The sequence below is a fragment of the Bradyrhizobium sp. HKCCYLS3070 genome, from assembly GCF_051167575.1.
GTDB lineage: Bacteria > Pseudomonadota > Alphaproteobacteria > Rhizobiales > Xanthobacteraceae > Bradyrhizobium.
Map to the genome: position 1 here is coordinate 69976 of NZ_JBNPTI010000015.1, position 17820 is coordinate 87795.

A 17820-nucleotide genomic window follows, 5' to 3' on the forward strand; every position below is an offset into this window, starting at 1 on the left:
CGCGGCCTCATGCTTCGAGATGCACGGCTTGCGCCGTGCTCCCTTGCATGAGGAACTGGCTCCTCCTCCTGAGGAGCGCGCGTTCGAGCGCGTCTCGAAGGACGAGGCACGCTGATGTCCAAGCTCATCTGCGTCGCCAGAATCGGCGCCGCGCATGGCGTGCGCGGCGAGGTTCGCTTATGGACCTTCACCGAGGATCCGCTGGCCGTGCTGCATTACGGCCCGCTCACGACCAAGGACGGCAGCCGTTCGTTCGAGGTCGCGAAGGCGCGCGAGGCCAAGGACCATCTGGTCGCAGCCATCAAGGGCGTCACCGACCGCAATGCGGCCGAACGCCTCAACGGGCTCGAGCTCTACGTGCCCAGAGACCGCCTGCCCGAGACGGCTGACGACGAATACTACCACGCCGACCTGATCGGCCTCGCCGCGGAGACCGCTGACGGCGCGCAGCTCGGCCGCGTGCTCGCGATCCATAATTTCGGCGCCGGCGACATCATCGAGATCGCCCCGCCCTCGGGCAGCACGTTGCTGCTGCCGTTCACCAATGCCGTGGTGCCGACGGTCGATCTTGCCGGCGGCCGCGTGATCATCGAGCTGCCGGCGGAGATCGAGGGCGAGGATGAAGCCGCGGATGAACCGGCTTCCGCTGAAGATGACGCTGCCGCCGCACCCTCCGCTCGTCGTCCCCGCGAAAGCGGGGACCCATAGCCACCGCAGCTGATTGGCTTGCGCGGGACTGGCCGCATGCCTCGTTTCGACATCACGCGGTATGGGTCCCGAATCGGCGCCGCGACGCGCTGACGCGCGTCACGCTTGTCCGGGACAACACCGGTGTCGAGGTCGCAAGAGCCGGCAATGCTGATCCAGGGCTCGATCTCGCAACCTGGGTACCTTAACACAGAGCATCATGACGACTTCGCCCCCATCCCCAGTCGCACCTTGGCGCGCCACCGTGCTGACGCTGTTCCCGGAGATGTTTCCCGGGCCGCTCGGCGTCAGCCTGGCCGGCCGCGCGCTGGCCTCCGGCATCTGGTCGTTGGAGGCGCGCGACATCAGGGCCTCCGCCACCGACAAGCACCGTAGCGTCGATGACACGCCGGCCGGCGGTGGCCCCGGCATGGTGCTGCGCGCGGACGTGCTGGCAGCCGCGATCGACGCGGCGGCGATCGATCCCGAGCGGCCGAAGCTGCTGATGAGCCCGCGTGGCCGGCCGTTGACCCAGGCCTTCGTCCGCGAGCTCGCGGCCGGTCCGGGCCCGCTGATCGTCTGCGGTCGCTTCGAAGGCGTCGACCAGCGCGTCATCGATGCCCGCTCGCTGACCGAGGTCTCGATCGGCGACTACGTGCTGTCGGGCGGCGAGATCGCCGCCCTGGTGCTGATCGACGCCTGCGTCCGGCTGCTTCCGGGCGTGATGGGCAAGCTCGAATCGGGCACCGACGAGAGTTTTTCCGATGGCCTACTTGAATACCCGCAGTACACCCGGCCCCAACTATTCGAAGGCTGGACCATTCCGGATGTGCTCACCTCGGGTGACCACGCCAAGGTCGCCGCTTGGCGCCGCGCCCAGGCCGAGGCGCTGACTGAAGCGCGAAGGCCGGATTTGTGGGCCGAATGGCAGGGGCGCGACGGCCGAGAACAAAGAGGGACCGGCCAAAAAGAGCCAAAAAGCACGACAGACGGGTGACAAGCCTCGCGCTTTGGCTTATAGGAGCGCCCAATTCCGCAAGTGACGGCAGGAACAAGCGCAGCCCCCGCGTGACCCGGCTGGGCGCGCCGCCGATGGAGATTTACCCGTGAACCTGATTCAGCAGCTCGAAAAAGAGCAGTTCGACAAGCTGTCCGCCAACAAGACCATTCCGGAGTTCGGCCCGGGCGACACCGTGATCGTCAACGTGAAGGTGGTCGAAGGCGAGCGCACGCGCGTGCAGGCCTATGAGGGCGTCTGCATCGGCCGGTCCGGCGGCGGCATCAACGAGAGCTTCACCGTGCGCAAGATCTCCTATGGCGAGGGCGTGGAGCGCGTGTTCCCGATCCTCTCCCCGATGATCGATTCGATCAAGGTCGTGCGCCGCGGCAAGGTGCGTCGCGCCAAGCTGTATTACCTGCGCCAGCTGCGCGGCAAGTCGGCCCGCATCGTCGAGAAGCAGGACCGGCAGCAGACCGCCGTCAACGAGTAGTCGTTGCTTTCATTGGATTGACGAAGAGCGCGGGCTGGCCCCGCGCTTTTTTGTTTTTGCGCTGCCGTCATTGCGAGCGAAGCGAAGCAATCCAGAGTCCTTGCCCCGGCCCCTGGATTGCTTCGTCGCTTCGCTCCTCGCAATGACGGCGGGCGCAAACGCATCTCGCACTCCACGGCACGCGTGCTATATACCCCCTGAAATGGTTCTAGATCGCACCAGCATGGCCTGTCGCCGCGTCGTCATCGACGATCGCCGCCGGCTGCCCGGGCGGTTCTTCGGACGCTTCGCCACCTCGGCAACATCTGAGCTTAGGCGCGCGCTGTAAGCCGCAGCGCCTCATTGCTGATTGTTCACGCGTGCCCGGCACGCGCTCCGTTTCCAACCTTCAATTCCCGGGAGCATTCGCTCATGTCGAAGCCGACCACCCTGTACGACAAGATCTGGAACGACCATCTGGTCCACGAAGCCGAGGACGGCACCTGCCTGCTCTACATCGACCGCCATCTGGTCCATGAAGTGACCTCGCCGCAGGCCTTCGAAGGCCTGCGCATGACCGGCCGCAAGGTGCACGCGCCTGAGAAGACGCTGGCCGTGGTCGATCACAACGTGCCGACCACCGACCGCTCCAAGCCGAATCCGGATCCGGAGAGCATCGAGCAGATCAAGACGCTGGCCGAGAACGCCAAGGAATTCGGCATCGAATATTACAACGAGTTCGACCGCCGCCAGGGCATCGTCCACGTGATCGGCCCGGAGCAGGGCTTCACCCTGCCCGGCACCACCATCGTCTGCGGTGACAGCCACACCTCGACGCATGGCGCGTTCGGTGCGCTGGCGCACGGCATCGGCACCTCCGAGGTCGAGCACGTGCTGGCGACACAGACGCTGATCCAGAAGAAAGCGAAGAACATGCGCGTCACGGTCGACGGCGTGCTGCCGGACGGCGTGACGGGGAAGGACATCATCCTCGCCATCATCGGCGAGATCGGCACCGCCGGCGGCACCGGCTACGTGCTGGAATATGCCGGCGAGGCGATCCGCGCGCTGTCGATGGAAGGCCGCATGACCGTGTGCAACATGTCGATCGAGGGCGGCGCCCGTGCTGGCCTTGTGGCGCCCGACCAGAAGGCGTTCGACTTCCTGCGCGGCCGTCCCAAGGCGCCGAAGGGCGCCGCCTGGGATGCGGCGATGCGCTACTGGGAGACGCTGCGCTCCGACGAGGGCGCGCATTTCGACCACGAGCTCCGGCTCGACGCCGCCAAGCTGCCGCCGATCGTGACCTGGGGCACCTCGCCCGAGGACGTGATCTCGGTGACCGGCGTGGTGCCCGATCCGGACAAGATCGCAGACGAGGCCAAGCGCATCTCCAAGCATCGCGCGTTGAAATACATGGGCCTGACCGCGGGCACGAAGATCACCGACATCAAGCTCGACCGCGTCTTCATCGGCTCGTGCACCAACGGTCGCATCGAGGATCTGCGCGCCGCAGCCAAGATCGCCGAAGGCAAGACCGTCAGCGGCCACGTCAACGCGATGGTCGTTCCGGGCTCGGGCATCGTCAAGGAGCAGGCGGAAGCCGAGGGCCTCGACAAGATCTTCATCAAGGCCGGCTTCGAATGGCGCGAGCCGGGCTGCTCGATGTGCCTCGCCATGAACCCGGACAAGCTGGCGCCAGAAGAGCGCTGCGCCTCGACCTCGAACCGCAACTTCGAGGGACGCCAGGGCTTCAAGGGCCGCACCCACCTGGTGTCGCCCGCGATGGCCGCGGCGGCCGCAATCGCAGGACACTTCGTCGACGTACGCGACTGGCGCTGACGTCATCTCGCTGCTTCACATCCGGCACGGCGGCCGGTCTACAAACGAACGCGATGGCTTCACCCAAGCCATCGCGTTTTTCATTTCACCTCAACGTCGACACAGTTCGGCAAGGGCTTCTTAAGTCTCGTCGCGCACAATCCTACCGCCGGACGCGCTGCGTCTGCAGAGGAACGTGCCGAGGAGCCTGACATGGCCGACAAGCCGGAATACGTCGACCTCATCCGTGATGCGACGCGCCAACGCCGCAAGACACCGCCCGCCAAGATCATTGCCCAGCCCGAGGCTCCGAAGGAGGAGCGGCGGTTGTCGAACTGGCCGCCCGGCCGCTTTGCCAAATGGCGCCTGGAGACGCTGGTGCCTTGGAAGCTGAGCGTGAGGAATTGGCAGTTCAAGGATTGGCTCTGACCGCCGCGCCCCACTCCATCCCCTTGAAATGAGAGAAGGACGCCGTTGGGCGCCCTTCCTGTTTTGTCGAACTTCAAGTCCCGTCAGTAGTAGCGCCAATGGTGGCGGTGGCGATGATGCCACCGGTGATAATGGCGCCAGTGATGACCCCGCCAATGCCGATAGTGGCAGATGCGGCGCGGCCCGTAATGGGTCCAGACGACGCGGCAGCGGCGATAGGGATAGTAGTAGCCCGAGGTATAGACCGGCGCGTAGTAGCTGCGATAGCCGTAGAAGTGCCGGCGGTGATGGTGGAAGTACGGCCGGTAGGCGTAGTACGGACGATGATGATAGCCGCCGCCATGGAACACCGGCCGCGGGCCGAATCCGCCATGGAATGCGGGGCCGCCACCGTGGAAGACAGGACGCGGGCCACCGCCGCCGAAGGCATGTCCTCCCCCATGAAACGCGGGGCTGCCGCCGCCATGGAACGCCGGGCCACCGCCTCCGCCGTGAAATCCACCACTGCCGGGATGCCCGCCACCACCGCCGCCATGGCCGCCGGGGCCTCGGACCTGAACGGTCAATACGTCCGAAGGCGTCTGCGTGGCGGAGCCGGCACCGGGACTCACCGGCGACATCGCAAGCGCAGGCCGTCCGGACGCGCCCGCCAAGACAAACAGTGTGGCCGCCGCAAGACTGAGGCGACGAGCAAGACCAGCGCGCTGGTCCTTCATCCTCATCATGGTCCCTTCTCCCTGAATGCTGTGCAACGATGGACCCATGCAGCGCCGATGCTGGTCGTCCGATCGGTGGATTGGCGCACCCCCAACATGAACGTAGAGATAGCGACGTGAATGCGGCATGAATGATGCTCGTCAGTGATGCACGGTGCACACGCATCTGCGGCGTGGCGTCGCGGCAGAGGAGATGCAAGTGAGCCTCTAAGTCGTCCTGCAACTCAGGATCACGGATGCCGACGCAACGGCTCACGTGCTGCTCGTGCGGGGACTTCGCAACTAACGACACGCAGGAAACGCAGCGCGCCTCGCGGACATGGCCTCAATGGTAGAACGGCGTGAACAGAACCAAGGGGCCCGGCGGATAGGCCGGCGTGTAGTCCGTGGGACGGTCGAGATAGTGCGGCACCTCTGCCGTCGACACCACGAGCTTCGATCGGCGGCCCTGCCGACGCGGGCCAGCATCCGTTACGGTCTGACGCGCCTGCGTAACGGCTGGAGCTGCGGCCACAGGAGCGGTGGCGGCGGAACTTGCGAGCAGCATCGCCACCGTGACAACGCTGATCCCGAGCCAGGTTCTGTTGACTGATGGTTTCATGGCGAACCTCGTTGCCAGCCCCCCATCAACGTACAGGCCCGCAAAGCGGGCCTGTTTGATTTCGGTCATTGTCTCGGTCGGCCGGAAAGCGCGGCTTACCAGCGGCCGTGATGGCGATATCCGTAGTGATGCGGCCGCCAGTGATGACGCGGATGGTAGTAATGCCGAGGATAGTAGTGGCGCCGGGGATGCCAATGGCGGCGGCCGTGCCAATGCGCCTGCGTGGTCTCCTGCGCCGTGCCCTGCTGCACCGCGGTCGCAGCGCCCGGATTGATCAGCGACAACGCCTGCGCGCGTTCGGCGGGGGCAGCCATCGCGAGAACGGCGCCAACCGCCGCGATGCCCAACAGCTTCATCACAGTCATGAACTTCTCCCTCGATCGCCTGACATCACGTCCGGCACCGTAACTTCCGCCTTGTCAGTTGCCTGAATGGCGGCCGCAGCAGCGCGACGCAGACCAGTCTCGAACGAGCGACGTGAATGGGACATGAAGACCTGCGCAGGAGCAGAATGCCGATATGTCGCGCATGGTTCCGCCGCAGTGCGCGACATATCGGCACTGTGTCCGGACGGTAACATCAGGCAACGTCGCGATCGCGACCGAATCACGTGCGCGCTTGCCGAGCCGATCAGTGCGCGGGACCCAGGAGTCAGCCGCGTCGCCAGACGCAACTCATATGCGGGACGATCACGGTGCCGCTCGGCCGATGCTCCGGAACATAGGTGGCATCGCATACACGAACTGCGTTCGGACCCGGGTTGAAGCGCGGCACCACGTCGGGCTGCCAATGACCCTCGTAGCGCGGATAGATCTGGATTCGTCGTTGCCGGCGCTGTGCGGAGAGATCCGTGCTCACCTCACCCTGCACGGCGCCGCGCGCGCCGGCGGGTTGCTCCGCTTGCGCTGTTGCCGAGATCGAGACCACGACCGCCGCAGCCAGCGCCGCTCCGGCCAGCACCATCGACATCTGCCTCATCTGTTCCCCAACCCCCAATTCGCGCGTCACGGTCGCCGGTTTCATCCCCTGCGTCAACCAGCTCCGCCACACATGTCATAGAACCAAGATGCAAGATGATCAAAGCCGGGCTAGAAGGCGGCAATGTGGACAGATCTGAAAGCCCCCTCGCTCGCCGACATGGAAGTCATGGCGCACGAGATGTTCGAGCGTCTGCCCGAGCATTTTCGCAGGATGTGCGAGGGCGTCATCATCCGGGTCGACGACTTTCCGACCGAGGAGGTGCTCGACGAGATGCAGTCCGAAAGCGAGTTCGACCTGCTCGGCCTGTTCCAGGGCACGGGACTGCCGTTTCGCAGCAACGACGACCTGCCGCGCCTGCCCAACATGATCTGGCTCTACCGCCGACCGATCCTCGACTACTGGGCCGAGCACGACGAGAGCCTCGGCCACATCGTCCGCCATGTCCTGATCCACGAGATCGGCCATCATTTCGGTATGTCCGACGACGACATGGAGGCAATCGAGGCGTCCGTCGACTGACGAGCCGGCCGATAGCACCGGGATTTTGACTTTATCCGCCCTGCCGTTCGGGCTAAACAGCGGCCTGCCCGTATTCTCGAAGGTGCCCCCGATGGACAAGTTCACCACGCTGGAAGGCGTCGCCGCGCCGCTGAAGATCATCAATGTCGACACCGACATGATCATCCCCAAGCAGTACCTGAAGACCATCAAGCGCACCGGCCTCGGCAAGGGCCTGTTCTCGGAGCAGCGCTACAAGGACGACGGCAGCGAGAACCCGGATTTCGTGCTCAACCAGCCGGCCTATCGCAACGCCAAGATCCTGGTCGCCGGCGACAATTTCGGCTGCGGCTCGAGCCGCGAGCATGCCCCCTGGGCGTTGCTCGATTTCGGCATCCGCTGCGTGATCTCGACCTCGTTCGGCGACATCTTCTACAACAACTGCTTCAAGAACGGCATTCTGCCGATCCGCGTGTCGCAGGCCGACCTCGACAAGCTGTTCGACGACGCCGAGCGCGGCGCCAACGCGACCTTGACGGTCGATCTCGCCAACCAGGAGATCCGCGGCCCCGACGGCGGCACCGTCAAGTTCGACATCGACCCGTTCCGCAAGCATTGCCTGCTCAACGGGCTCGACGACATCGGGCTGACGCTGGAGAAGAAGGCGTCGATCGACAGCTACGAGGCCAAGCTGGCCGAGCGCGCCTGGGCCTGAGGCCCGCCGAAGGATGGTGAGTTCGCGGGCCCCGGACCTCGTCCGGGGCCCCGTTTCGAGAGCAGCCCAGCAGGTCCGCCGTTGACGCGCGTATTGCCCGAGGTCGTCACCTTCTGGCGGGGGCCGCTCGACCGCCTGCGCCAGACCTGCCTGCGCTCGCAGCTCGCCGCCGGCCACAAGGTGACGGTCTACAGCTTCGATCCGCTGCCCGGCCTGCCCGACGGCGTCGGCAATGCCGAGGCCGAGGCGGTCCTGCCTTATGCGTTCTCCGAGCGTCTCAGGCCGCCGCAGCCGGACGGCGGCTGGCGCGATTGGACCACCTTGCAGTTCAGCGACTTCTTCCGGATGCGGCTGATGGCACAGCGGGCCGGCCTCTGGCTCGATGCCGACGTGCTGCTGCTCAGGCCGGTCGAGATCGACCCCGCCGTGCCCTATTTCGCCTGGGAGCGGCCGCGGCAGCTCGGCAACTCCGTGCTCTACCTGCCGCCGGAGGATCCGATCGTCGCCGAGTTCGCCGCACTGATGGCGCAGGACGCGCTGACGCCGAACTGGCTTTCGCTGCGTCACCGCCTCACCTTTGCGCTGCGCCGCCTGCGCGGCGGCTCCGACCGCCTCTCGGACATTCGCGTCGCCATCTTCGGCCCTGCCGCGCTGACGGCGCTGGCCCGCCGCCATGGCTCGCTGCACCATGCGCTGCCGAAGCGCAGCTTCTACGCGGTGCATGCCGAGCCGAAGGCGTTCTTCGACCCTTCCGACTTCTCCGGCCTGATCGGCGATCCGGGTGTCATCGGCCTGCACATCTCGCCGAAGGGCCGCGGCGGCGAAGCGCCGATCCCGGGCAGCCTCTATGCCTGGGCGGCCGCACGATTTGCCCCGCGCTGACCTTCGCCGTGCAGCTTTGCGACCGGCGCAGGGCCGATTTGCTGCTTGATCTACCGCAACGTCCGCGCGTCCACCCGGTGATTGATTGCGAACAATCATCGGAGACGTGTCATGACCGTAGACGCCAAGCCCTATCCGCGGGTTCAGTTCCTGATCGATACGTTCGCGCAATGGCTCCGGCACCGGCGTGAGCTGAGCGAGATCCGGCAGCTCGACCGTGACGATTTCGAGCGCATCGCGATGGACCTCCAGGTCACGCCGGCGGATCTCGACGAGCTGGTCCGCCACGGCGAGCACGCCGCCGACGAGCTGCCGCAGATGCTGAAGGCGCTCGGCATCGACGAGGCCGCGCTGGGGCGCGCCGAGCCGCTGGTGCTGCGCGACATGGAGCGCGTCTGCGCCATGTGCAAGGACAAGCCGCGCTGCCATCGCGATCTTGCCGCCGGGACGAGTGCCGAGCACTACGAGGAATACTGCCTCAACGCCCCGACCATCGACCGCCTGGGCAGCGCCGCGGTCAAGCACTGATCGCCGCCTCCCTCCCACCCCGCGGAGCAATGCGATGAGCCTGCCGAATCTGCACCGCAACACCTGGCTCCATGTCGGCGCCGCGATCCTGCTCGCGCTCGGCGCGATGCTGCTGATCCGGCTGCACAATGCCGGCGGCGTGACGCCGGCCGCCGACAGCGTGCAGGCGGGACGCAAACTGGCGGAGGCCTGGTGCAGCACCTGCCACGCCATCGACACCAGCGGGGCGAGAGCCCAAACCACGACCGCCCCAGATTTCGTCGCGGTCGCCAACATGCCGTCGACGACCGAGCTATCGCTCAAGGTGTTCCTGCAGAGCAGCCACCCGACGATGCCGAACGTCATTCTGACGGCCGAGCAGCGCGGCGACCTCGTCAACTACATCCTCAGTCTCCGCCGCATCTGACGCCTCACTTCGCCACCGCCGCGATCGCATCGGCGATCGCGATCGTGCGTCGCGCCATCTCGGCATGCAGCCGCTCGACCATGCGGCCGTCGATCTGGATCGCGCCGCGCGAGGCATTCTCCGGCAGCTCGAACGCAGCGATGATCTTGCGTGCCGCAGCGACCTCGTCGGCGGGCGGCGTGAAGATCGCGTTGCAGGCGTCGATCTGGCCGGGATGGATCAGCGTCTTGCCATCGAAGCCGAGATCGCGGGCCTGGATGCATTCCTGCGCGAATCCGTCGGTGTTGGCGAAATCGCTGTAAGGCCCGTCCAGAATCTCCAGCCCATGGGCGCGCGTCGCCAGGATGCAGTGGCTGATCATCGGCAGCATCGTGGAGCGGCCCGGCAGCATCCGGATGCGAGTCTCGCGCGAGATGTCGTTGGGTCCGAACACGAAGCCGGCGAGCCGCGAGCCTTCCTCGTGCACGGTGGCCGCGAGCAGATCGGCATCGAGCACGGCACGCGCCGTCTCGATCATCGCCCATACCTTCAGCGCGGGATCGGCGCCGACCTCGGCCAAGCGATCCGTGACCAGGCGAAGGTCCTCGACGGTCGACACCTTGGGAACGAGGATGCCGTCGGTCGCCGCCTGTCCGGCCATGGCGACGTCGTCGCGCCACCAGGTCGTATCCAGGCTGTTGATCCGGATCAGCAGTTCCCGCTTGCCGTAGCCGTCGGCCGCCACCGCCTTGGCGATCTGGTCGCGGGCGGCGGCCTTGGCGTCCGGCGCCACCGAATCCTCGAGATCGAGGATCAGCCCGTCGGCCGGCAGGTTCCGCCCCTTCTCCAGCGCGCGCGCATTGGAGCCGGGCATGAACAGGAGACTGCGGCGCGGGCGGATCATTTCGGCGTTTCCCTTGGTTTATCGACGCGGCCCGCGATACCATTTCGGGGGCCGGCCCGAAAGGCTTGTTCCCGGAAGCCGCATGTGTTTAGGCAAGGCCCATGATCTCGTTTCCGCAACGCCTGCTCGAAGGCTATCGCGCCTTCGCCACCCAACGCCTGCCGACCGAACAGAGCCGTTACCTCGAACTCTCGGAGCGCGGCCAGTCGCCCGAAGTGATGGTGATCGGCTGCTGCGACTCGCGCGTCTCTCCCGAGGTGATCTTCGACGTCGGCCCCGGCGAATTGTTCGTGCTGCGCAACATCGCCAACCTGGTGCCGATCTATCAGCCGGACGCCAACGCGCACGGCGTGTCGGCGGCGCTGGAATATGCCGTCACCGTGCTGAAGGTGAAGCACATCGTCATCCTGGGCCACGCCCAGTGCGGCGGCATCCGCGCCTTCGTCGACAAGGCGGCGCCGCTGTCCCCGGGCGACTTCATCGGCCGCTGGATGTCGATGTTCATCAAGCCCGGCGAGGTCGTCGAACAGCGCACGCATGAGAGTTTCCAGGACTTCGTCACCCGGATCGAGAAGGCCGCGGTGTTCCGCAGCCTCGAGAACCTGATGACCTTCCCATTCGTGCGCAGCCGCGTCGAGGCCGGTGATTTGCAGCTCCACGGCGCCTATTTCGGCGTCTCCGAGGGCTCGCTGTTCGTGCTCGACAAGGCCAGCAAGGAATTCAAGAGCGCGCGCGCTGGCGAATAGCGAATGGGGAGTAGCGAGTAGTTCACCTGCCCTATTCGCCATTCGCGCCTCGCTATTCGCCGCCCATCAATGGTCACCCGACCAGCGGTCCGACAGCGCCAACATCAGGGTCGACACCACGAAGGTCATGTGCACGCCGACCAGCCAGGCGAGCTTGGTCGAGTCGTAGCCGGCGTCGAGATTCATGAACGCCTTCAAGAGCTGGATCGCCGAGATCGCGACGATCGAGGCGAGCAGCTTCTGCTTCAGTCCGGCGAAATCGACCTTGGTCATCCATTCCGGCCAGTCGGGATGGCCGCCGGGATCGATGCGCGAGACGAAGTTCTCATAGCCGGAGAACACCACGATCAGCACCAGATTGCCGGTCAGGCAGACGTCGATCAGGCTGAGCACGCCGAGGATGATGTCGCTCTCCTTGGCGGTCGGCAGATGGACGATGTTCTCCCACAGCAGCAGCACGAACTTGAACAGCAGGACGACGAGGCTGACGACGAGGCCGACATAGAACGGCGCCATCAGCCAGCGGCTCTTGAACAGGAAGCCTTCGAGCCCGCGCTCGAGCGGACCCGGCGCGTGCCTGGCGGCGTCCGGCGTCGTCTTCTCGCTCATTGCGTTCCGCGCCTCACCCTGACGACGTCTCCGCTCAGGCCGCCTTCTTCTTGGCCGTGATCAGCTTGCGGTTGATCAGGACCTCCGCGATCTGGATCGCGTTCAGCGCCGCGCCCTTGCGCAGATTGTCGGACACGCACCAGAAGGCGAGGCCGTTCTCGACCGTGCCATCCTCGCGGATGCGGCTGATATAGGTCGCGTCCTCGCCGGCCGCCTCATAGGGCGTCACGTAGCCGCCCGGCTCGTGCTTGTCGATGACGAGGCAGCCCGGCGCATTGCGCAGGATGTTGCGGGCCTCGTCCGCCGTGATCGGATTCTCGAACTCGACATTGACGGCTTCGGAGTGACCGACGAACACCGGCACGCGCACGCAGGTCGCGGTCAGCTTGATCTTCGGATCCAAGATCTTCTTGGTCTCCATCATCATCTTCCACTCTTCCTTGGTGAAGCCGTCTTCCATGAAGACGTCGATCTGCGGAATGACGTTGAAGGCGATGCGCTTGGGAAACTTCTTATTGACCAGCTCGTCGTTGGTGTAGACGGCCTTGGTCTGCGAGAACAATTCGTCCATCGCATCCTTGCCGGCGCCGGACACCGACTGATAGGTCGACACCACGACGCGCTTGATCTTGGCCTTGTCGTGCAGCGGCTTCAGCGCGACGACGAGCTGGGCGGTCGAGCAGTTCGGATTGGCGATGATGTTCTTCTTGTTGAAGCCGGCGGCCGCGTCGGCATTCACCTCCGGCACGATCAGCGGCACGTCGGGATCCATGCGCCAAGCCGAAGAGTTGTCGATCACGACAGCGCCGGCGGCGCCGATCTTGGGCGACCACTCCTTCGACACCGAACCGCCGGCCGACATCAGGCAGATGTCGACATCGGCAAAATCGTAGTGCTCGAGCGCTTTGACCTTCAGCGTGCGATCGCCATAGGACACCTCGACGCCGACGCTGCGGCGTGAGGCCAGCGCCACGACCTCGTCGGCCGGGAATTGCCGCTCGTCGAGAATATTGAGCATTTCCCGTCCGACATTGCCGGTCGCGCCGACCACTGCGACTTTGTAACCCATCGTTCACTCTCCGAAGAAATATGGCCGGCCGCGCGTGTCAGCGGAAACCGAAGCGGCAGCGCTTCTATGCGAGAAACGTCCCTGACACAACGTTACCACGACGTCTCGCATTCGATGCAGTCCAATTCGGCCAGAACAGCCGCAGCGCCCCGATCCGGGTCCGTCCTGCAAGGGCTCAAGAGCTTCGCGGACGAGGTCTGCGGCACCTTTGCGCGCCTGTTCGCCTATGTGGGGGCTCTGGCGCTGATCGCCATGCTCGGGGTCGCCGGCTGGAATCATCTCGACGACGGCGACGCTTTGCCCGGCCGCGCCGGCTGGACCTTGGCCGACGCCGCAGTGCCGGCGTTCTCGCTTCGTCTCACCGACCAGCCCGACAGGACCGCCACCTACACCGTGCTCATCCACCCGGAAGGCGGCCGCAAGGACGTGTTGCGCTGGGGCGAACCCGCCGATCGCCCCGCTGCCGAGCTTGAGGTCTACCGGTTCGGATCGGAGCGCGATGCAAGGCATGATCCCCGGGCCGATCTCGCGGTCCGGATGGGGCGCAACTCCGCCTCCGAGCTCGAGACCGCCGGCGTGATCGACAGCCGGTTCGGCCCCGTCAGTCTGGTTCGCCGGGCTGGGGCTCCCGAGGGCGCCGGAGCCTGCCTCGGCTTTCTCAAGACCATCGCCGAGCCGAGCTTGCGGATCTCCGGCTGGTCGTGCCAGGGCGTGACGATGCCGGCGCGCCGCGCCATGGTGGGGTGCATGCTCAACCGGCTGACCCTGCTGGCGCCCGACCAGCACCGGGCCCTGAGCCAGCTGTTCATGGGGTCCGATCAGCGGCGCGGCGGCTGCGACGAACCCGCCGTCGCCACCGGCAGCGCCGATTGGGTGACGTCGACCGCCAATCCGAGGCTGCGCGGCGCGCTGTGAATGTCCGCCTGCGTCCGGATGTTGCTGGGCGTGACCGCATCCTATTCGACCCGTCAAACCCACGGGCAAGTGACGGATATTGATGCAACTTTCCCGCCACAGCAGGGATTTATCTTGCCCGTCGCCGCGGGAATGACCTTGTGATGCCACAGCCGACCCAGATATTGTGCGGGCCAAATCATGCGCATGGCGAGCGCCCGCCCCTTTTGGCGCGAGGAAGAGGACGTGATGATCGAATTTCCTGCTGCGACCCGGGTCATGGCCTTGGCGGTGATCGCCGCGACGGGCCTTGCCGTCACGTCTCTTGCCGCCACCTCGGCGGATGCCGCCACCACCAAGCGCCGCGTGACGACCACCTATAGCAGCGGCAATCCGAACTATTCCTACCAGTCCGGCCCGCGCACCCGCATCTACATCACCCGCCGCTCGTTCCTCGACGGCGGCACCGAGGTGCTGCCGGGCGACCGCAAGTTCTCGGATTACGCGTTCCCGCCGGCCGTCGGCTATCCGTCGTTCGCCCGCGAGAACCTGAACCGCCCGATCGACCGTCAGCCGCTGATGGCGCCGTCCGATCTCGGTGGCTATCCGACCCGGATTCCGATCCCCTACTGAGGTCGGCCGCATCGTCAGATCATCAAGGCCGGGCCCCGCCCGGCCTTTTGTTGTTTTGCCGCGCTGACGTTCCATTGCGTCGTCATCGATCATGAGCTGGTCACTGCTCGATTTCGAACGTGTGAGACGACCGTTCGGAGACATGGCTGACACATCGCTACACGCCGATGGAGGCCAGCCTGCTCCGCCCCTCAGTGTCATCCCGGCGAACGCCGGATCCATAACCACCGGCCGGCATGCCCCCCCGGTCTCATCGCTCCAGCGTGCCTCACACCCCTGTCGGGGAGTCTGGGTCCCGGCGTTCGCCGGGACGACACCGGAATTTTCGGCACGACTGGTCATCCTCGCACCCGCTTTCGCGTCCGAGTCTTTGCTCGTCTGATCGCCCTCTCCTTGCAGAGGGCGCAGGGAAGGCCGGGCCTCGGCTGAGGCCCGTGGCCCCCGTGCGGAAAAAATGCACGGGGCAGGAACCACAGGTACAGCCGAATCGACCCGGCCTTCCCTGCGCGATGGTTTTCACGCTTACTCTACGCTCTCCCCGGTGTCCGGCCTGTTAGCCACCGTCGTCGTCGGGATCATCGCCCTTCCGACTTGGCGCCAGCATCGGGGCGCCAGGACCACGCAGCTTCACGTCCGCAAGAGTCTCGTTCGTCCGCATGCCCCTAGGACATGCTGCGAGCCCTCGCGGCCACCGCATTCCCGCCTCACGCCTCGTGACGATCGCGAAACGTCCCTCGCAAGCGAAGCGGGATGGAGGGAGAAGACCATGGATTCTGGAAAAACGAAAGTGGAATTTTTGGCGGAGGCCGACTGATCAAGCGGAGGAGATTGAAATCGCGGGCGAAATAAGTTCTTCGCCGCGAAGGGAATAGAGCCACGGGACGAGCGGCAACCTCCGTCAATCGCCATCGATCGCACCCGAGAGCTGATCTGATTTGCCCGACGAGCAGTCGCGACAAGCAAGCGTGCGAGTTGGCTACTCCGTCATGCCCGGGCTTGTCCCAGGCATCCACGTCCTTCCCAGGATGCCTCGCGATGTGGATGGCCGGGACGAGCCCGGCCATGACGACGCGGAGATGGACCGCCGCAAACTCAGATCATCATATGCGATCGCCCGGCCCGACCTCGCACCGGTCTCAATCGTACAGCACAGCCGCGATCTTCGCGTCGGTGATGTTGGACTTGTCGTACCAGTAGAAGCCGGTGTCGGTGACCTTCGGCAGCTTCTCGCCCTTCAACGCCTTGACCGCTGACTCCACGGTGCAACTGCCGATGCCGATCGGGTTCTGCGTGATGGCGCCGGCCATCTCGCCCGACATGATGGCGGCCTTCTGCTGCTTGCCGGAATCGTAGCCGATCACGACGATCTTCTTCTTCATCTCCTTGACGCCGTTGAGCACGCCGATCGCCGAGCCCTCATTGGCGCCGAAGATGCCCTTGAGATTCGGATTGGCCTGCAGGATCGACTTGGTGATCTCGGTCGATTTGAGCTGATCGCCGCCGCCATACTGCACGCTGACGATCTTGATGTTCGGATGCTTGTCCTTGATGCGCTTGAGGAAGCCGTCGCGACGGTCGATGCCGGTGCGGCTGGTCTGGTCGTGCACGACCACGGCGACGTCGCCGGCATCGCCGATCATGTCGGCCATCTTGTCAGCGGCGAGGCCCGCCGCGGCGAGGTTGTCGGTGGTGCAGGTGGTCAGCGGAATGTCGCTGTCGACGCCGGAGTCGAAGGCGATCACCGGGATCTTGGCGGCTTGCGCCTTCTTCAGGAGCGGAATGGCGGCCTTGGAATCGAGCGCGGCGAAGCCGATCGCCTGCGGCTTCTTGGCGAGCGCCGCGGAGAGCATGTCGATCTGCTTGTCGACCATGGCCTCGGTTTCCGGCCCTTCGAAGGTGATCTTGACGTTGGCGGCCTTCGCGGCCTGCTCGGCGCCGAGCTTCACCGCCTGCCAGAACTGGTGCTGGAAGCCCTTGGAGACGAGGGGGATGTAGACATCATCGGCACGCGCGCTCGCGGACACTCCCGCGACCATGAGGGCGCCGAGCGCGACGCCGAGGAGATGCTTGCTCAACATTGGTGTTTCCTCTGCTCTCTTCAGTGACCTTGTCGTTACAGTGATGATCGTGGTCGTCGCCGCTCGCTGTCGGCGGGCAGCGCAGTCTTCAGCGCGACGTCGGAGCGGTGCTGGTAGCTGGTCCTCCTTGAAGGGTCAGGCGCGGTTTCGACGGAGCATGTCGGCGTAAACAGCCAGAATGATGATGACCCCGGTGACGACGAATTGCCATTCCTGGGCCACCGAGAGGATGCGCAAGCCGTTGGTCAGAACGCTCATGATGAAGGCGCCGATGATGGTGCCGAGAATGGTGCCGGTGCCGCCGCTCAGCGACGTGCCGCCGATCACGACGGCAGCGATCGCATCGAGCTCATAGCCCTGGCCGAGCGCCGGCTGGGCGGAATTGATGCGCGACGCGATCAGCAGTCCCGCGACTCCGCAGATGGCGCCGCCGAGGCCGTAGATGATGATCTTCCAGCGGTCGACATTGACGCCGGAGAGCCGCACCGCCTCCTCGTTGCTGCCGATCGCGAAGGTGTAGCGGCCGAGCGCGGTGCGGTTGAGAACGACGGAGGCCAGCACCGCCATCACGAACAGGATCAGGGCTGCATTGGGAATCGGCAGCGCCGGCACGAGCGTGCCGAGCAGCGAGTCCTGCGAGATCATCGAGAAGTTCTCGGTGTTGGTGAAATAGATCGGCTTGCTGCCGGAGACGACCAGGGCCAGCCCCTTCAGCACCAGCATCATGCCGAGCGTCGCGATGAACGGCGGCACCTTCATCTTGGTGATGACCGTGCCCGACAGCGCGCCGCTGAGCGCGCCGGTCACGATCGCCGCGACGATGCCGGTCCACATCGGCAGCTCCCAATAGGTGAGGAACACGCCGGCCATCACCGCGCAGAAGGTCATCAGCGTGCCGACCGACAGATCGATGCCGGCGGTGATGATCACGAAGGTCGAGGCGATCGCCAGCACGCCGTTGACCGCGGTCGCCTGCAGGATGTTGATCATGTTGTCGGTCTGCATGAACGCCGGCGAGGCGAAGCTGAAATAGGCCAGCAGCAGCACGAGGCTCGCGAACGCCAGCAGCTTCTGCAGCGCTGCAGGCCCGAGCAGACGGCGCCGCAGCGCGGCCATCGCGCCGCTCGGCGCGAGGCCATCCTTGACCTGATCCTTGACCAATGCGGGGTCGCTCATGC

At 65.4% G+C, this 17820-nt stretch carries 22 protein-coding genes; 13 read left to right on the top strand and 9 right to left on the bottom strand.

Annotated features, from left to right (window positions below):
* Window positions 1–114 precede the first annotated feature (114 nt).
* From rimM to ACQR03_RS29890, 5 genes are all read left to right on the top strand, one after another.
* Complete coding sequence (rimM, locus tag ACQR03_RS29870) at window positions 115–708, top strand: ribosome maturation factor RimM (RefSeq protein WP_315715902.1); 594 nt, start codon at window positions 115–117, stop codon at window positions 706–708.
* 199 nt (window positions 709–907) lie between these two features.
* Entirely contained in the window at window positions 908–1684 is a 777-nt protein-coding gene (gene trmD, locus ACQR03_RS29875) for a tRNA (guanosine(37)-N1)-methyltransferase TrmD (RefSeq protein ID WP_434842127.1), read from the top strand.
* Between the two features lie 109 nt (window positions 1685–1793).
* Window positions 1794–2177, top strand: coding sequence for a 50S ribosomal protein L19 (gene rplS / locus ACQR03_RS29880; protein WP_015663536.1), 384 nt, complete (start codon window positions 1794–1796; stop codon window positions 2175–2177).
* A gap of 411 nt (window positions 2178–2588) precedes the next feature.
* Complete coding sequence (gene leuC / locus ACQR03_RS29885; RefSeq protein WP_315750613.1) at window positions 2589–3995, top strand: 3-isopropylmalate dehydratase large subunit; 1407 nt, start codon at window positions 2589–2591, stop codon at window positions 3993–3995.
* Between the two features lie 192 nt (window positions 3996–4187).
* Window positions 4188–4403, top strand: coding sequence for a hypothetical protein (locus ACQR03_RS29890; RefSeq protein ID WP_315715897.1), 216 nt, complete (start codon window positions 4188–4190; stop codon window positions 4401–4403).
* A gap of 83 nt (window positions 4404–4486) precedes the next feature.
* Here ACQR03_RS29890 and ACQR03_RS29895 read toward each other — a convergent pair whose 3' ends face one another.
* The 4 genes from ACQR03_RS29895 to ACQR03_RS29910 form a co-directional block, all read right to left on the bottom strand.
* The gene (locus ACQR03_RS29895; RefSeq protein ID WP_316169951.1) at window positions 4487–5128 is read right to left on the bottom strand and encodes a hypothetical protein; all 642 of its coding nucleotides are present in this window, start codon (window positions 5126–5128) and stop codon (window positions 4487–4489) included.
* A gap of 316 nt (window positions 5129–5444) precedes the next feature.
* Entirely contained in the window at window positions 5445–5720 is a 276-nt protein-coding gene (locus tag ACQR03_RS29900) for a hypothetical protein (RefSeq protein ID WP_315715895.1), read from the bottom strand.
* A gap of 95 nt (window positions 5721–5815) precedes the next feature.
* The gene (locus tag ACQR03_RS29905; protein WP_315715894.1) at window positions 5816–6085 is read right to left on the bottom strand and encodes a hypothetical protein; all 270 of its coding nucleotides are present in this window, start codon (window positions 6083–6085) and stop codon (window positions 5816–5818) included.
* A 286-nt stretch (window positions 6086–6371) separates the two neighbouring features.
* Window positions 6372–6680 carry a hypothetical protein gene (locus ACQR03_RS29910; RefSeq protein ID WP_316173652.1) on the bottom strand — a complete coding sequence of 103 codons (309 nt, stop codon included), beginning with the start codon at window positions 6678–6680 and terminating at the stop codon, window positions 6372–6374.
* Between the two features lie 141 nt (window positions 6681–6821).
* On the opposite strand from ACQR03_RS29910, the gene ACQR03_RS29915 reads away from it, so the two are divergent.
* From ACQR03_RS29915 to ACQR03_RS29935, 5 genes are all read left to right on the top strand, one after another.
* Window positions 6822–7220, top strand: a complete 399-nt coding sequence (locus ACQR03_RS29915) for a metallopeptidase family protein (protein WP_316173403.1) — start codon at window positions 6822–6824, stop codon at window positions 7218–7220.
* Window positions 7221–7311: 91 nt separating this feature from the next.
* A complete protein-coding gene (gene leuD / locus ACQR03_RS29920) occupies window positions 7312–7914 on the top strand; it encodes a 3-isopropylmalate dehydratase small subunit (RefSeq protein WP_315715892.1) in 603 nt (200 codons plus the stop codon).
* Between the two features lie 81 nt (window positions 7915–7995).
* Window positions 7996–8796, top strand: coding sequence for a hypothetical protein (locus ACQR03_RS29925; protein WP_315715891.1), 801 nt, complete (start codon window positions 7996–7998; stop codon window positions 8794–8796).
* 111 nt (window positions 8797–8907) lie between these two features.
* Window positions 8908–9324 carry a DUF6455 family protein gene (locus tag ACQR03_RS29930; protein WP_315715890.1) on the top strand — a complete coding sequence of 139 codons (417 nt, stop codon included), beginning with the start codon at window positions 8908–8910 and terminating at the stop codon, window positions 9322–9324.
* Between the two features lie 34 nt (window positions 9325–9358).
* Window positions 9359–9730, top strand: a complete 372-nt coding sequence (locus ACQR03_RS29935) for a c-type cytochrome (protein ID WP_315715889.1) — start codon at window positions 9359–9361, stop codon at window positions 9728–9730.
* Between the two features lie 4 nt (window positions 9731–9734).
* Here the strand turns inward: ACQR03_RS29935 and ACQR03_RS29940 are convergent, their stop codons facing one another.
* Window positions 9735–10613: an HpcH/HpaI aldolase/citrate lyase family protein gene (locus tag ACQR03_RS29940; RefSeq protein WP_315715888.1), complete on the bottom strand. Its 879-nt coding sequence runs from the start codon at window positions 10611–10613 to the stop codon at window positions 9735–9737.
* A 101-nt stretch (window positions 10614–10714) separates the two neighbouring features.
* On the opposite strand from ACQR03_RS29940, the gene ACQR03_RS29945 reads away from it, so the two are divergent.
* Window positions 10715–11359 (top strand): carbonic anhydrase, encoded by a 645-nt coding sequence (locus ACQR03_RS29945; RefSeq protein ID WP_315715887.1) that lies wholly within the window; start codon window positions 10715–10717, stop codon window positions 11357–11359.
* Between the two features lie 66 nt (window positions 11360–11425).
* Here the strand turns inward: ACQR03_RS29945 and ACQR03_RS29950 are convergent, their stop codons facing one another.
* Together ACQR03_RS29950 and ACQR03_RS29955 are read right to left on the bottom strand one after the other, a co-directional pair.
* Window positions 11426–11968 (bottom strand): TIGR00645 family protein, encoded by a 543-nt coding sequence (locus tag ACQR03_RS29950; protein ID WP_315715886.1) that lies wholly within the window; start codon window positions 11966–11968, stop codon window positions 11426–11428.
* 34 nt (window positions 11969–12002) lie between these two features.
* Window positions 12003–13037 (bottom strand): aspartate-semialdehyde dehydrogenase, encoded by a 1035-nt coding sequence (locus ACQR03_RS29955; protein ID WP_315715885.1) that lies wholly within the window; start codon window positions 13035–13037, stop codon window positions 12003–12005.
* A gap of 114 nt (window positions 13038–13151) precedes the next feature.
* Between ACQR03_RS29955 and ACQR03_RS29960 the strand changes: the two genes are divergently transcribed.
* Window positions 13152–13952, top strand: a complete 801-nt coding sequence (locus ACQR03_RS29960; RefSeq protein WP_434842126.1) for a hypothetical protein — start codon at window positions 13152–13154, stop codon at window positions 13950–13952.
* A gap of 228 nt (window positions 13953–14180) precedes the next feature.
* Complete coding sequence (locus ACQR03_RS29965; RefSeq protein ID WP_315715883.1) at window positions 14181–14564, top strand: hypothetical protein; 384 nt, start codon at window positions 14181–14183, stop codon at window positions 14562–14564.
* Between the two features lie 1136 nt (window positions 14565–15700).
* Here ACQR03_RS29965 and ACQR03_RS29970 read toward each other — a convergent pair.
* Window positions 15701–16642: an ABC transporter substrate-binding protein gene (locus tag ACQR03_RS29970; RefSeq protein WP_315715882.1), complete on the bottom strand. Its 942-nt coding sequence runs from the start codon at window positions 16640–16642 to the stop codon at window positions 15701–15703.
* Between the two features lie 135 nt (window positions 16643–16777).
* Complete coding sequence (locus tag ACQR03_RS29975; protein ID WP_315825755.1) at window positions 16778–17818, bottom strand: ABC transporter permease; 1041 nt, start codon at window positions 17816–17818, stop codon at window positions 16778–16780.
* Window positions 17819–17820: the final 2 nt, after the last annotated feature.